At 64.3% G+C, this 13,806-nt stretch carries 13 protein-coding genes; 4 read left to right on the forward strand and 9 right to left on the reverse strand.

Translation table 11 applies throughout. The features are described from left to right. Positions 1–17 precede the first annotated feature (17 nt). Together NKJ13_RS26125 and NKJ13_RS26130 are read right to left on the reverse strand one after the other, a co-directional pair. The gene (locus NKJ13_RS26125; RefSeq protein WP_352741056.1) at positions 18–1,598 is read right to left on the reverse strand and encodes an ABC transporter substrate-binding protein; all 1,581 of its coding nucleotides are present in this window, start codon (positions 1,596–1,598) and stop codon (positions 18–20) included. Between the two features lie 20 nt (positions 1,599–1,618). After that, on the reverse strand, positions 1,619–2,332 hold the full coding sequence (locus NKJ13_RS26130) for a FadR/GntR family transcriptional regulator (protein WP_352701282.1): 714 nt from the start codon (positions 2,330–2,332) through the stop codon (positions 1,619–1,621). 100 nt (positions 2,333–2,432) lie between these two features. Here NKJ13_RS26130 and NKJ13_RS26135 point away from each other — a divergent pair, with 100 nt between their 5' ends. From NKJ13_RS26135 to NKJ13_RS26145, 3 genes are read left to right on the forward strand one after another with little or no spacing between them, the layout of a single operon-like run. Then, on the forward strand, positions 2,433–3,404 hold the full coding sequence (locus tag NKJ13_RS26135) for a Gfo/Idh/MocA family protein (protein WP_352741060.1): 972 nt from the start codon (positions 2,433–2,435) through the stop codon (positions 3,402–3,404). Continuing rightward, positions 3,401–4,396, forward strand: a complete 996-nt coding sequence (locus NKJ13_RS26140; protein ID WP_352509092.1) for a Gfo/Idh/MocA family protein — start codon at positions 3,401–3,403, stop codon at positions 4,394–4,396. Before NKJ13_RS26135 ends, NKJ13_RS26140 begins: the two co-directional genes overlap by 4 nt. Then, the gene (locus NKJ13_RS26145) at positions 4,386–5,336 is read left to right on the forward strand and encodes a dihydrodipicolinate synthase family protein (RefSeq protein ID WP_352690278.1); all 951 of its coding nucleotides are present in this window, start codon (positions 4,386–4,388) and stop codon (positions 5,334–5,336) included. The genes NKJ13_RS26140 and NKJ13_RS26145 overlap by 11 nt, the downstream gene beginning before the upstream one ends. A gap of 34 nt (positions 5,337–5,370) precedes the next feature. Here NKJ13_RS26145 and NKJ13_RS26150 read toward each other — a convergent pair whose 3' ends face one another. Together NKJ13_RS26150 and NKJ13_RS26155 are read right to left on the reverse strand one after the other, a co-directional pair. Continuing rightward, positions 5,371–6,318, reverse strand: a complete 948-nt coding sequence (locus tag NKJ13_RS26150; RefSeq protein WP_352509100.1) for an LLM class flavin-dependent oxidoreductase — start codon at positions 6,316–6,318, stop codon at positions 5,371–5,373. A gap of 130 nt (positions 6,319–6,448) precedes the next feature. Next, positions 6,449–6,604: a hypothetical protein gene (locus NKJ13_RS26155; RefSeq protein WP_023678176.1), complete on the reverse strand. Its 156-nt coding sequence runs from the start codon at positions 6,602–6,604 to the stop codon at positions 6,449–6,451. A 264-nt stretch (positions 6,605–6,868) separates the two neighbouring features. Here NKJ13_RS26155 and NKJ13_RS26160 point away from each other — a divergent pair, with 264 nt between their 5' ends. Continuing rightward, positions 6,869–7,636 carry an SDR family NAD(P)-dependent oxidoreductase gene (locus tag NKJ13_RS26160; protein ID WP_352509101.1) on the forward strand — a complete coding sequence of 256 codons (768 nt, stop codon included), beginning with the start codon at positions 6,869–6,871 and terminating at the stop codon, positions 7,634–7,636. Positions 7,637–7,652: 16 nt separating this feature from the next. Here NKJ13_RS26160 and NKJ13_RS26165 read toward each other — a convergent pair whose 3' ends face one another. The 5 genes from NKJ13_RS26165 to pcaF all read right to left on the reverse strand — a co-directional run bounded on the left by NKJ13_RS26165 (position 7,653) and on the right by pcaF (position 13,749). Further along, on the reverse strand, positions 7,653–8,597 hold the full coding sequence (locus NKJ13_RS26165) for an ABC transporter permease (protein WP_352509102.1): 945 nt from the start codon (positions 8,595–8,597) through the stop codon (positions 7,653–7,655). Then, the gene (locus NKJ13_RS26170) at positions 8,594–9,649 is read right to left on the reverse strand and encodes an ABC transporter permease (protein ID WP_352509103.1); all 1,056 of its coding nucleotides are present in this window, start codon (positions 9,647–9,649) and stop codon (positions 8,594–8,596) included. The genes NKJ13_RS26165 and NKJ13_RS26170 overlap by 4 nt, the downstream gene beginning before the upstream one ends. Further along, the gene (locus NKJ13_RS26175) at positions 9,649–11,133 is read right to left on the reverse strand and encodes an ABC transporter ATP-binding protein (RefSeq protein WP_502896211.1); all 1,485 of its coding nucleotides are present in this window, start codon (positions 11,131–11,133) and stop codon (positions 9,649–9,651) included. The genes NKJ13_RS26170 and NKJ13_RS26175 overlap by 1 nt, the downstream gene beginning before the upstream one ends. 209 nt (positions 11,134–11,342) lie before the next feature. Next, positions 11,343–12,374 (reverse strand): BMP family protein, encoded by a 1,032-nt coding sequence (locus NKJ13_RS26180; protein WP_352509104.1) that lies wholly within the window; start codon positions 12,372–12,374, stop codon positions 11,343–11,345. Between the two features lie 169 nt (positions 12,375–12,543). Next, positions 12,544–13,749, reverse strand: coding sequence for a 3-oxoadipyl-CoA thiolase (gene pcaF, locus NKJ13_RS26185; protein ID WP_352778807.1), 1,206 nt, complete (start codon positions 13,747–13,749; stop codon positions 12,544–12,546). Positions 13,750–13,806 lie beyond the last annotated feature (57 nt).

Genomic DNA, 13,806 nt, shown 5'->3' on the forward strand with positions numbered 1-13,806 from the left:
GCTTCGTTGCGGGGTTCTTACTGGATATCCCAGCGCTCCGGGTGAGCTGCGTAGGGGCCGCCGCCCGGCGCCGGCGTCCAGACGAAGTCACGCAGCTTGTTGGAGGCCACGCCATAGCGGTTGGCCACCCACAGCGTTGCCCAGGGCAGGTCCTTGTTCATCACCTTGCAGACCTCCTGCCAGGATTGATCGATCTTGGCCGGATCGGTCTGGCCGAGGGCGGTGTCCAACGCAGTGCTCAGATCGTCGAATTCGATGCGCATGGTGTTGAAGCCTGCCGGCGGGATCTGCGACTTGTTGAGGCCGGGGTTGAGGCTGGCCGGATTGGGGCCGTTCTGCAGGCCGGCATAGACCATCGGAAAGCCATTCCAGTCCGGCGTGCCTTGTTTGTAGACGATGCCGTTATAGGTCGGCGTATCGACGACGCGCGGCACCACGTTAATGCCGACTTCGGCCAGCATCGACTGAATGGCGGCCATCACGTTGGCCGCTTGCGGCGAGCCGTAATAGGTCAGCAGGGTGATCGGTTTGTCGCCGTTGATCTTGTCCCAGCCCGCCTCGGTCAGCAGCGCCTTGGCCTTGGCCGGATCGTAGGCATATGGTTCGAGACCCTGGGGAACGAGATGCGGCGCGACATAGCCGCAATTGGCCGGCTTGGCGGCACCGCCATAGAGGCTGTTTATGATGGCGTTGCGGTCGATCGCGTACATGATCGCCTGGCGGACACGGATATCCCTGAACAGGTCGACCTTCTGATTCAGGCCGATATAGTTGACCACGTAGGAGGCACCTTCGATCACTTTGAAATTGCTGTCGCTTTTGAAGGAGGCCGCATCGTCGGGCTCGACATAGGTGAACTGGATTTCGCCGGCACGGAGCGCGGCGACGGCCGCCGCCGGTGACTCGAAATAGCGGTTGATGAGCACGTCTACCTTCGGCTTGCCGCTGCGATAGTCGTCGTCGGCTGCCAGCTCGACATATTGGTCGCTCACGTAGCGTTTGAACTTGAACGGGCCGGTGCCGACCGGAGTGGTCGACCACCAGGTGCTGGTCGCCAGCGATTCCGGCGACAGGGTGGCCCGGGCATGCTCCGGCAGGATCATCAGCTGCGAGAGGATCGATAGAAACGATCCGTTCGGTTTCGATAGCTTCACCACTGCGGTGTGGTCATCCGGCGCATCGACCGAGGCGATATCGGCGAGACGGGCTGCAAACAGGCTGCCGGAGGCCTTGTTCTTGGCAAGCTCGAGCGTGAACTTGACGTCCTTCGAGGTGAACGGCTTGCCGTCGTGCCAAGTCTCGTTGACCAGGTTGAACGTATAGCTCAGCTGGTCGTCGCTGATCTTGTAGTCCTTGGCGAGGTCGCCTTCGATCTCGGTCAGCCCGGCATTGTAGATGACCAGCGGTTCAAAATAGGTGCTGAGCCAGGTGTAGCCGCCGGTCGCGACCAGCGGGTTGAAGTTCTTGGGAAAGCCGCCGGGACCGACGTCGAAGCCGCCGGCGATGGTTTTGGCGTTTTGTGCCTGGACGCTGGTCACTGGGGCAATGCTGGCGAGCAGCAGCCCTGCGATAGAGAATGCGGTGGTCCTGATGCGCATGGTTTCCTCCCTTGGCATGTTCAGGGTGTTCGGTTCTTGGCGATAACCTGCTGGATTCCCCGGTAATGGTCGTCGAGCCGCCGACGCGCCTGGTCGACATCCTTGGCGGCGACGGCCTCGACGATCTCGTTATGGTCGCGCCATGTCGCCAGCGGCGTCGGATTATCGAGATTGGCGAAATTCGAGGCCTTGTTGAACGCCATCCAGAAGATGTCGATCAGCGCGCTCAGCATGCGATTGTTCTGGCAGCGGAACAGCAGCTGATGGAATTGCTGGTCCTCTTCGGCGAAGCTCTCATGGCGCTCGGCACGTTGCCGCATGCGCTCGGTCAACTGGCGCAGCGCCTCGATGTCATCGGCGCTGATCATCTCGATTGTCTTGGCGATGAGGCCGGTTTCCAGCACGCGACGGATTTCGCGCAGCTCTTCGACGTCGCGGAGCGAATCCTGCAAACCGTAGGCCAGGTTGTCCAGCAGCGGCTTGAACGAGAACTCCTTGACGAACACGCCGATGCCGCGTCGCGTCTCCAGGATGCCGATCGATTCCAGCGCCTTGATGGCCTCCCGCACGGAGTTGCGGCCGACGCCGAGCCGCTGCGCCAGGAACGTCTCCGGCGGCAAGGGATCGCCGGCCTTGAGCTGGTTGCTTTCGATATAGGCCCTGAGGCTTTCCTGCACGGTGACGTGAAGGAGCGGCGGCCTGCTCAACGGTTCGATCGACTTCAGTTCCGCCATCCCACTGCTTTCATCATCCCCTGGACTACCCTACCCGCTGCTTGTCGTATAGCTACTTGTAGGATATCCTGCAAGCCCATAGCAGACGTGTTGCTCCCGAATGAAGATAATCCTCGCCGGTTCGAGCCACTGGCATGCCGAAATGCACCTCGACGCCGCACGCTTTTACGGTGCGGAGATCGTCGGTAACTGGGACGAGAATCCTGGCCAAGCGCATGCGTTCGCCGCGCACCACGACCTGCCGTTTATTGAAGATTTCACGGAGATACTCTCCAGCCCGCCGGACGTGATCCTGTTGATGGGGCACCCTTCGACGGTGCCGGCGCGGGCACGTGCGATCATCGGGGCAGGGATACCGCTGATCCTGGAGAAGCCGGCGGCCAGCCATACGAGGGAACTGATGGCGCTGCGCGACCTCGCCCGACAGCACCAGGCCTTTGTCGCTGTGCCCCTGCCCAATCGTTTCGGGCCGGCCGTTGCCGCCTTTGAGCGGCTGCACCGGCAGGGCCGTGCCGGTGTGGTGGCGCATTGCCAGTTCCGGCTGGTCAATGGCCCGCCTGGGCGCTACATCGCCGACGGTGTCGCCTGGGTCGTCGACCCGGCGGTTGGTGGTGGAGGTGCGTTGCGGAATCTCGGCATACACGGCGTGGATGCTGCACTCAGCCTCGCAACCGGCAGGCTTGGCCTGAAGACCGTTTCGATCGCGAACCGCATCCATCCGGGCCCGGTCGAGGATCATGCGCTGCTGGTGCTGGAAGACGAGGCCGGCGCGCTGTTCATCGTCGAGGCCGGCTACACCTTTGCCTCGATGCGCCCCGGTGGCGACTTCGAATGGCGCATCGTCGCTGCCAATGCGACCCTGGTCGACCACGGTGATCGTGCCAACTGCGCCACGCTCGACGATGCGGCAATCGTCGATCTGCCGGTCGAATTGCCGGCAACCCGCTACCGTCTGTGCATGCGCGACACGCTTGACCGGCTGGCCAGAAAGGCGCCTCCGTCGGTGTCCATCGAGGATTATGTTGCGGCGATGTCGCTGATCGACGCCGCTTATCAAAAGGCAGGACCATGATTGGAATAGGAATTATCGGCGCCGGCGATTTCGGCGCAGGCCATGCGCGGGCAATCCGTGAGGTTGGCGGCATTCGTCTCGTCGCCGCCTCTCGAGGAAATGTCGACGCACTGCAGCAATTCACCGCTGAACATGGCGGCCGCGGCTACGCGGACTGGCGAAGGCTGCTGGACGACAAGGAGGTCGATGCGGTCCTCATTGCCAGCCCGCACCATCTCCATGCCGAAATGGCCATCGGCGCGGCAAAGGCCGGCAAGCATATCCTGCTCGAAAAACCGATGGCGCCGACGGTGGCTGCCTGCGATGCGATCAACGCCGCCGTGGCCAAGGGTGGCGTCAAGCTGATGGTCGCCCACCTCATGCATTTCGCCCTGCCCTGCATGGCGGCCAGGCAAATTCTGGAGGAAGGCGAGCTCGGCCGGCCGCTCGCCGGATCGAGCTGGATCATCAAGCTGTGGATGGAGCACAATCGCCGCGACTGGCATCTGCGCAAGGCGACCGGCGGCGGCATGCTGTTGACGGCCGGCATCCACGCGGTCGATCGCCTGGTCTGGCTGATGGATGACGATGTCGTGTCGGTGAGCGGCATGCTCGGCGCCAAGTTCCATGACCAGGAAGCAGACGATAGCGCTCTGCTCGGATTGCGCTTCGCCGGCGGCGGCATCGGCCAGGTGCAGAGCGTCGGCTATCGCACCGGCGCCACCACCTATGCCATGGATCTGGTCTGCGAGCGGGGAACGCTGCGCATCGACATGGACCGCGGCACCATGCTTGGCCGCGAGACGGTCTGGACCGAGCTGCCCGGTTCCTTTGAGCCGAACTGGATGCATAACGCGCTGGTGCGCGAATGGCGCGCGATGCGCAATGCCATTGCCGACGACACGCCGGTGCCGGTCGACGGTGCCTATGGGCGCAAGATGATCGCCATCATCGAGGCCGCCTTTGCCTCGAACGAAACCCGCCGCGAACACGAGATCGCCGGTGGACGCTGACCTCGACGACCATCTGGCCCGCTTGCCCGCACACGCACCGCGCGGCGTCTGGGGCGCGGTGCTGCTGGCCATCGACGATCGCGGAGCGATCGACTGGCAGGCGACGGAAGAGACGATCGCCCGGCTCTGCGCCTCAGGCGTCGACGGCGTCTTTTCCAATGGCACGGCCTGCGAGTTCCATTGCCAGACCGAGCCCGAATTCGACCGGCTTTGTGAGTTGGTCGCAACCATAGCCGGCCGCGCGCGCCTTCCTTTCCAGATCGGCATCAGCCAGTCCAATCCGCGCGTCGCGCTGGAGCGGCTGACGCGGGTCGCCGGACTTCGCCCGGCGGCGGTGCAGTTCACGCTGCCCGACTGGTGGCCGCCCAGCGACGACGAGGTCATGCGCTTTGCCGGCGGCCTGTGCGACGCCGCGCCTGAAACGCCGCTGGTGCTCTACAATCCGCCGCACGCCAAGCGCCACCTGACGCTCGACGGCATCGCCAGTCTGCGTGCGGCCGTGCCATCGCTGGTCGGCGCCAAGCTGCCGGGCGGCGACCCCGGCTGGTATGCCGACATGCGCCGCAAACTGGACGGATTTTCCGTCTTCGTCCCCGGCCACACGCTGGCAACAGGCTATGCTGGAGGGGCCCATGGCAGCTATTCCAACGTTGCCTGCCTCAACCCGAAGGGCGCGATGATGTGGTGGCAGATAATCCGCACCGACATGGCCGCCGCTGCCGAGGTCGAGGCCCGCATACAGGCCTTCCTCGCCGCACATGTCCTACCGTTTCGCACCCGTTACAATGTCGGTGATGCAGCACTCGATAAGGCGATGGCCGCGGCCGGCGGCTGGGCGCCGCTCGGGCCGCGACTGCTCTGGCCCTACAGCTCCGTTCCCGATCAGGAAATACCGACGCTGGTCAGGGCGGCTCACGCGGCTTTCCCGGAATGGTGGTAGACCCGTCACCAAGGCGCGGGACGACGGAGGCTCTTCAGCAGCCGGCGCGTGCTCCCTGTGTCGCGCGTGACGCAAACGCCCCCGGCTGAGGGACATCGGCCTCGCGCCGTGCCAGCGAATTGCGCAAGAGCGCGATCGCCTCGCGGCCGGCGGTCGCAATCTCGCGTGGCCTGTCGACGCCGACGATCATGAACTCCTTGATCCCCAAAGCGGCGTAAGAAAGCAGCGAAAGCGCGACCTGCGCCGGCGGCCCGGCAAGTTCGAGCGCCTTCTGGCAGGAAGCGGCCGGTTTGTCTTCCGAACGGATTCGGACCGGAAGCGCGAAACGCAGCTTGCCGGCCCGGCCGTGTTCGGCAGCAGCGCCGCGTACACGCTCCATTGACTGGCGGATTTCTGCAAGCGAGCCCGGCGCCAGCTCGAACACATCCGCATGCCTGCCCGCGACCCTGAGCGCCGTGCCCGACTGTCCGCCCATGCGGATGGTCACATCGGCACCATGCGGCCCCTTGCGCGGCACATAGCCGCCTTTGATGCTGTAAAAGGTGCCTTCATGGTCGAACGGCCTGTCGTTCGACCACAACCGCTTCAGCAGCACCAGATATTCATCGATGCGTTGCCAGACCACTGTGTGGCCGGCCGGACGTGCCTCGGCATCGTCGTCGCTCAGCGGCTCGCTGAGCATCCTGAGCGACAGCCGGCCACCGCTTCTCGCGTCGAGGGCAGCGAGTTGCCGCGCCGCCACGGTTGGTTCGATCACGCCTGCCCAATGCGTGAGCACGACCTCCAGGGACGAGGTCCGGTCCAGCGTCTGGGCGGCAAGGTCCATATTGGTCAGCAGTCCGGCCTGGTCGTCGATGACGATCTTCCGGAATCCGGCATCCTCGATCAGTGACAGCTTCGTCGCGGTCTCGACAAAGTCGTAGAAAAAGCTGGCGTTGGTGGCGTGGATCTTACCGGGAACATGCGTGAACTCGATCGGCATTGCCATCTCCTCCATCACGTTGGAATCAGGGCGCGCAAAAGCGCACCGGCATTCGGTTCATCAACTCCGGAATTTCTGCAAACGGCAGGCCGCTATCCCGAGGAAGCCTCGATGATCAGAGCCTTGACAATCAGGGGATCAGCCCCAGTACCACTGCCCCGGTGAATACAAACGCAAGGGCAAAGACGAGATAGGCGAAAGCGCCGGCGTAGGCCGGCCGCCACACCTGGTCGGAACCCAGCCTTTGGCCTTTGCGGGCAGTCTGAGCGTTCTGGCTATAGGACATATCGACCTCCGTCTCGGCGCTTAATCTATAAAATCAGTAGACTTTGTCGAGTGCTATTTTCGCGCGATCCTTAGAACAATTTTCTCCAAATGATAGACACATTAGTGCTTTTACTGCTTAGCGCTGCCTTTTGCGGCATGCCGGGGTGACGGCAGGAAACGTCAGGTCCATGTGTCTGTGGCTCCTTGGCCATCCAATGGATGAGGGATAGCATCGCTTCAGCGGAAAGCCGCGACGTCACGGCAAGGCAGCAGGGAGCATACCATGGGCACAAGACTGGCCGGCAAGGTCGCCATCATTTCGGGCGGCGCGACGGGAATGGGCGGTGCGGCCTCGGAGCTTTTCGCGGCCGAGGGCGCCAAGGTGGCGATCGTCGACCGCAACGGCGAAGCGGCGGCGGCTACCGCAGCGGTAATCAGGCAACGCGGCCATGTCGCCGAGCACTGGGTCGCCGACGTATCGGATGAGGCGCAGGTCGAAGCGGCGGTGAAGGGCGCGACGGAAAAATTCGGCCCGGTTACGGTTCTGTTAAACCACGCCGGCACCATCGTCATCAAACCCTTCCTGGAGACCACGCTGCAGGAATGGGACTGGCTGCATGCCGTCAATGTGCGTTCGATGTTCCTGATGACGCGTGCCGTGCTGCCCGGCATGATCGCCGCCGGCGGCGGTTCCATCGTCTGCACCTCGTCGATCTCGGCGGTGGCGGCGACGCCGATGGAGGTGCTTTACGACACCACCAAGGGCGCCTGCCATATGTTCGCGCGTGCCATCGCCGTCGAGTTCCGCGACCGCAACATCCGCTGCAATGCGGTCTGTCCAGGGTTCATCAGGACACCGCATGGCCTGCGCGAGGTCGCCGATCTCGACAAACTCGGCGTCGATGTCTCCGACGCGGCAATGGCGGCGCAACAAGGGCGGATCGGCGAGCCGGAAGAGGTCGCGAAGGCAGCCCTGTTCCTGGCCAGCGACGAGGCCAGCTTCGTCAACGGCGCGCATCTGTTCGTCGACAACGGCTTCACGGCGATGTGAAAAGCGGAGCGCCGCTCTACCGCTCTTCGCGCCGGAACGGCTTGAGCAGCGCCGACGGGGCCACCGCATTGCGCGACATCACCGCCATAGCGACGATGGTGAAGATGAACGGCAGCATCAGGAAGGCCTCGTAGGGGATATGGCCAAGCCCGCTCGCCTGCATGCGCAACTGCAGGGCATCGACGAAGGCAAACAGCAGTGCCGCGCCTGCCGATCGCCACGGATCCCAGCGGCCGAAAACGACGAGCGCGATTGCCACCCAGCCACGCCCCGAAACCACGCCGAAGGTGAAGGCGTTGAATTGCGCCATCGACAGGAAGGCACCGGCCAGTCCCATCAAGGCACCGCCGAGGATCACCGCCTGGAAGCGCGTAGCGATGACGCTGACGCCGGCCGAATCGGCGGCGCGCGGGTTTTCGCCGACCATGCGGACCGACAGGCCCCAGGGTGTGCGGTAGAGCACGAAGGCGGCCAGGGGAATAGACAGCATCGCCATGTAGACCAGCGAAAACTGGTTGAACACCGCCGGCCCAAGCACCGGTACGTCGGACAGGATCGGGATCGGCAGCGTCTCGAACCCCTTGATGTTCGGTGGCACCGATTGCTGGCCGAAGATCAGCCGGTAGAGGAAATAGGCAAGGCCCGACGAGAACAGCGTCACGCCGATGCCGCAGACATGCTGGCTGAGGCCGAGCGCTACCGTGAACAGCGCATGCACGGCACCCATCAGCGCCCCGGTCAGCACCGCCGCAAGCACGCCGAGCCACAGGCTGCCGCCCAGGCTCGCCGCGGTGAAGCCGGTCATTGCCGACAAAAGCATGATGCCTTCGATGCCGAGATTGAGCACCCCGGCGCGCTCGGAGAACATCTCGCCCAGCGTCGCGAAGGCCAGCGGCGTGGCGATGCGGATGATGGCGGCCAGGAAGCCGACCTGGAAGATCTGTTCCAGCACCACGCTCATTTGGCTATTCCCACGCGACGGATGCGATAGGCGGTGAACAGCAGCGCCACCAGCATGGCGAGCAGCGCAGTTCCCTGGATGACATCGCTGAGGAAGGCCGGAACGCCGGTCGCCCGCGACATCGCCTCGGCGCCGGTCATCACCGCGGCAAGGAAGATCGCCGCCGGCACCACGCCGAGCGGATTGAGCCTCGCCAGCATGGCGACGACGATGCCGGAATAGCCATAGCCCGGCGAGATGTCACTCATCACCTGGAAATGCACGCCGCCGACCTCGCCGACGCCCGCAAGGCCGGCCAATGCGCCAGACAGCAGCGCCGTCGAAATCAGCACCCGCTCGACATTGATGCCGCCATAGCGCGCGGCTTCCGGGTTCTCGCCGGTGACCCTGATGCGGAAGCCGAGCGTCGTACGCGCGACCACGAACCAGATCAGGGGTGCCGCGACCAGCGCCGCGACGACGCCGAGATGCAGCCGCGTGCCTTCGATGAGTACCGGGAAATTGGCCGTATCCTCGATCGGCGGCGAGATCGGGTAGCCGCTGAAACTGTCCTTCCATGGCCCCTCGATCAGCGCCATCAGTGCGTAGAAAATGACCGAGTTGAGCAGCAGCGAGCTGACCACGTCATCGACCCTGAATTTTACCCGCAGCGTGGCGGGGATCAGGGCGACGGCCGCGCCGGCGGCGGCACCCGCCAGCGCCATCAGCAGCATGGCGAGCGGCCCCGGCATCGGGATTGCACCGACGGCACAGCTCGCCACCGCACCAGCCAGCAATTGCCCTTCGGCGCCGATATTCCAGAATTTGGCGCGGAAGGCGACTGCCACGGCCAGTCCCGTGAAGATCATCGGGGTGGCACGCACCAGCGTTTCGGTGACGGCGTAGCTGTCGCCCAGCGACGCCGAAAACATTACGCCATAAGCCTCGACGACGCCGGCGCCGGCCAGTGCGATGAGGCCGCTGCACAGGATCAGCGTCGCGCCGATTGCGAGCAGCGGCAGCGCCAGATTGAACCAGGCGGGCGTTGAGGTGCGGGCCTCGAGACGGAACATCACGCCTCCGCTCCGGTCATCATCAACCCGAGTCTAGCGACGCTGGCGTCGGCACTGTCGAGCGTGCCGACGATGCGGCCCTCATACATCACCGCGATACGATCCGAGAGCATCAGCAACTCTTCCAGGTCCTCGCCAATGACGATGATGCCGCAGCCCTTGGCGCGCATGTCGAGGAATTTTTCGTGGATGAAGCGCGCGGCGCCGATGTCGAGGCCGCGAGTCGGCTGCGAAACGATCAGCACCTTTGGATCGAAGGCGAGTTCGCGCGCCAGAAGCGCCTTCTGCAGATTGCCGCCGGAAAGCGCCCCGGCGCGCGTCATCGGGCCGGGGCAACGTATGTCGTAGGCCTTGATCTGCGCCTCGGCGAAGGCGCGGATCGCATCCGGCTTGAGCAGGCCGTTGCGGCTGAACGCCGCCGTGCCGATGCGTGGCAGCACCATGGAATCGGCAAGCGGCAGATTGGTGACCAGCCCTGTCGTCATGCGGTCTTCCGGGATGCGGCCGAGGCCGAGCGCCTGGACTGTGCTCGGCGAGAACCGCGAAACCGCTTTGCCGGCTATGGTCATCTTCCCGGCATCGGGCGCACGCACGCCGGAGATGACCTCGGCAAGCGCGCGCTGGCCATTGCCGGAGACGCCGGCGATGCCAAGGATCTCGCCGCCACGAACCGACAGCGAAACATCGTGCAGCGCCATGCCGGAATGATGCGATGTCGAGATACCGTCGAGGGTCAGCACGGCCGCACCGGGCATCGACGGTCCTCTGGCCGGAGGCACGATCTCGTGGCCGCACATCAGCCGCGCCATCTCCGAGGACGTCGTGCTGGCCGGCGCATCGACCCGGCCGGCGACGCGCCCGTGCCTGAGCACGACGCAGCGATGCGTCAGCGCCCGCACCTCGTTGAGCTTGTGCGAGATGAAGATGATGCCGAGCCCTTGTGCCGCCATCGAGCGCAGCGCCGAAAACAGTCCGTCGACCTCTGTCGGCGCCAACACCGCTGTCGGCTCGTCGAGGATCAGCAGCCTTGCGCCGCGAAACAGCGCCTTGACGATTTCGAGCCGCTGCTGCTCGCCGACCGCCAGCGCCGAGACGGGAAGGTCCGGGTCGAGCGTCAGCCCGTGCTGGCGGCCGATCTCGGCGAGCCGCGCCAGCCCGCCGGGACGATCGATCCGGCCCGATCTGCCGGGAATACCGATCAAGAGGTTTTCCAGCACCGAAAGCCGCGATGCGAGATGGAAATGCTGGTGCACCATGCCGATGCCGGCGGCAAGCGCATCGGCCGAACTGTTGATCGTCACCGGCCGGCCCTGCACCAGGATCTCGCCGGCATCGGGCGCATAGGCGCCGAACAGCACATTCATCAGCGTCGTCTTGCCGGCACCGTTTTCGCCGAGCAGCCCGAGGATTTCACCCGGCGCGACGCTGAGATCGACGGCTTCGTTCGCCTTGACGGCGCCAAAGCTCTTGGAGATGCCGCGCATTTCGATGAGAGGGGCAGGCGTTGACAAGGCGGGATCCTGGTGGCGTTGACGCCGATATCCCTCCCCCTTGAGGGGAGGGTGCCGAGCGAAGCGAGGCGGGAGGGGTCACCTCAACTGCCTCGACCTCTGACTGAAAAAGATGGAGCGCGTCGCCGCGGACCCCACCCGGCTCTGCGGGCCACCCTCCCCACGAGGGGGAGGGCAAGCACCTAATCCGAGACCGGCGTATTCTCATCGACATCGACACGGAAATTGCCGTCGAGGATTTCGGCCTTCTTCTTTTCGACCAAGTCCTTGACCTCGGCCGGCAGCGTCTTGTCGAACTTGTGGTAGGGCGCGAGGTAGGAGCCGCCCTTGGCCATGCGCGAGAAATCGCCGTAATCCTGCGCCGTGAAGACGCCGGCCTTGACCAGCTTGATTGCCTGCTCGACCGTCGGATACATGTCCCAGACCGGCCCGGTGATCACGGTGTCGGGGCCGAGGCTCGATTGGTCCGACATGTTGGAGATAGCGAGGATCTTCTTCTCGACCGCCGCTTCGATGACGCCAAAGCGCTCGGCATAGATGACGTCGACGCCGGCGTCGATCTGGGCGACAGCAGCTTCCTTTGCCTTCGGCGGATCGAAGAACGAGCCGATGAAGGCGACCTTCTTCTTGATGTTGGGATTGACCTCCTTGGCGCCGGCAAAAAAGGCGTTGACCAGCCGGTTCACTTCCGGAATGCCCATCGCCGCGACGGCGCCGATCGTGCCCGATTTCGACATTTTTCCGGCAATCATGCCGGACAGATAGGCCGGCTCGTGAATCCAGTTGTCGAAAACCCCGAAATTCGGCTCGGCCGGCCCGGCGCCGGAGCCGAACAGGAAGGCGGTCTTCGGGAATTGCTTGGCGGTCCTGCGCGATTCGCGCTCGGCGGCGAAGGCATCGCCCAGCACCAGCTCATAGCCGCCCTGCGCATATTCGCGCATGACACGGCTGAAATCGGCGGTCTGCACCTTCTCCGACCATTTGTATTCGATGCCGAGTTCCTTCTCGGCCTTCTGCAGGGCGACATGGATCTGGTTGTCCCACGGCTCCTCGATCGGCGTGGCGAAGATCGCCGCCACTTTCAGCTTCTTGGTCTTGGCAAAGGCGCTCCTCGGCAGCATCGCCGCCGCCAGGCCGAGCGCGCCCAGCTCCAGCACGTTGCGTCGCGAAAGCCCTTCGCGTTTCGATTGGATTCTGCTCTTCCCGTTGTCCATTGCATGCCCCTCTGATTGGCGCCGTGTCGAGCCGGCTCTCTTCTCTGGAATATCGGCGAAGGAACTATGGAACGGTGCCCGGCTTTTGTCCACATGGTCAAATTTGGCCGGGCGGAACTGCTGTAAACGTTCGTGTAATCGCACCTCTAGAACGACCGGAGCTGCTTGCTCACAATCTCTCGAGCGCCACCGCGATCCCCTGGCCGACCCCGATGCACATGGTCGCGAGGCCGTAGCGGCCGCCGCGTTCGCGCAGCTCCAGCGCAGCCGTGCCCGTGATGCGCGCCCCGGACATGCCGAGCGGATGGCCGAGCGCGATGGCGCCGCCATTCGGGTTGACGTGCTCCGCATCCTCGGCAATGCCGAGTTGGCGCAGCACGGCGATGCCTTGCGAGGCGAAGGCCTCGTTGAGCTCGATGACATCGAATTGTCGCGGCTTCAGGCCGAGCCGGGCGCATAGCCTTTGCGTGGCCGGCACCGGGCCAATGCCCATGATGCGCGGCGCCACGCCGGCGGTGGCACCGCCGAGAATACGGGCGATCGGCGTCAACCCGTATCTTTTCACGGCGGTTTCCGAGGCGACGATCAGCGCCGCTGCGCCGTCATTGACGCCCGACGCATTGCCGGCCGTAACCGTGCCGCCTTGCCGGAACGGCGTCGGCAACTTGGCCAACGAGTCGATCGTCATGCCTGCTCGCGGATGCTCGTCCTTTGATACGATCACCGGATCGCCCTTGCGCTGCGCGATCGTCACCGGCGTGATTTCCTTCGCCAGCCGACCATTGGCTTGCGCAGCGATTGCCTTGTCCTGGCTGCGCACGGCAAACGCATCCTGGTCTGCGCGGGAGACAGCGAACTCTTCCGCCACGTTCTCGCCGGTCTCCGGCATCGAATCGACGCCGTATTGCTTCTTCATCAGCGGATTGATGAAGCGCCAGCCGATCGTGGTGTCGTAAATCTCGGCATTGCGCGAAAAGGCGGTCTCCGCCTTCGGCATGACAAACGGAGCACGGCTCATCGATTCGACGCCGCCTGATACTATCAGCTCCGCCTCGCCGGCTTTGATGGCGCGGGCAGCAATCATCACCGCATCCATGCCCGAACCGCAGAGGCGATTGACGGTCGAGCCGGGAACCTCCTTCGGCAGGCCGGCCAGCAGCAGCGCCATGCGCGCCACATTGCGGTTGTCCTCGCCGGCCTGGTTGGCGCAACCATAGACGATGTCGTCGATGGCGGCCCAGTCGATGCCCGAATTACGCTCGACCAGCGCCTTCAAAGGGATAGCGCCGAGATCGTCGGCACGGACCGCCGACAGCGAACCGCCGAAGCGTCCGATCGGCGTGCGGATGTAGTCGCAGATATAGGCCTCGGCCATTAGCCTCTCTCTTGCACTGACATTTCTGCTCCCGGCCCAGCCATGTTGGCCGCATTC

Source organism: Mesorhizobium sp. M0174 (assembly GCF_040322275.1).
GTDB lineage: Bacteria > Pseudomonadota > Alphaproteobacteria > Rhizobiales > Rhizobiaceae > Mesorhizobium.

What these genes read in the sequence shown, in the direction of transcription:
- NKJ13_RS26125 (WP_352741056.1), bottom strand. Translation starts at nt 1,598, where the DNA reads ATGCGCATCAGGACCACCGCATTCTCTATCGCAGGGCTGCTGCTCGCC.
- NKJ13_RS26130 (WP_352701282.1), bottom strand. Translation starts at nt 2,332, where the DNA reads ATGGCGGAACTGAAGTCGATCGAACCGTTGAGCAGGCCGCCGCTCCTT.
- NKJ13_RS26135 (WP_352741060.1), top strand. Translation starts at nt 2,433, where the DNA reads ATGAAGATAATCCTCGCCGGTTCGAGCCACTGGCATGCCGAAATGCAC.
- NKJ13_RS26140 (WP_352509092.1), top strand. Translation starts at nt 3,401, where the DNA reads ATGATTGGAATAGGAATTATCGGCGCCGGCGATTTCGGCGCAGGCCAT.
- NKJ13_RS26150 (WP_352509100.1), bottom strand. Translation starts at nt 6,318, where the DNA reads ATGCCGATCGAGTTCACGCATGTTCCCGGTAAGATCCACGCCACCAAC.
- NKJ13_RS26155 (WP_023678176.1), bottom strand. Translation starts at nt 6,604, where the DNA reads ATGTCCTATAGCCAGAACGCTCAGACTGCCCGCAAAGGCCAAAGGCTG.
- NKJ13_RS26160 (WP_352509101.1), top strand. Translation starts at nt 6,869, where the DNA reads ATGGGCACAAGACTGGCCGGCAAGGTCGCCATCATTTCGGGCGGCGCG.
- NKJ13_RS26165 (WP_352509102.1), bottom strand. Translation starts at nt 8,597, where the DNA reads ATGAGCGTGGTGCTGGAACAGATCTTCCAGGTCGGCTTCCTGGCCGCC.
- NKJ13_RS26170 (WP_352509103.1), bottom strand. Translation starts at nt 9,649, where the DNA reads ATGTTCCGTCTCGAGGCCCGCACCTCAACGCCCGCCTGGTTCAATCTG.
- NKJ13_RS26175 (WP_502896211.1), bottom strand. Translation starts at nt 11,133, where the DNA reads ATGCGCGGCATCTCCAAGAGCTTTGGCGCCGTCAAGGCGAACGAAGCC.
- NKJ13_RS26180 (WP_352509104.1), bottom strand. Translation starts at nt 12,374, where the DNA reads ATGGACAACGGGAAGAGCAGAATCCAATCGAAACGCGAAGGGCTTTCG.
- pcaF (WP_352778807.1), bottom strand. Translation starts at nt 13,749, where the DNA reads ATGGCCGAGGCCTATATCTGCGACTACATCCGCACGCCGATCGGACGC.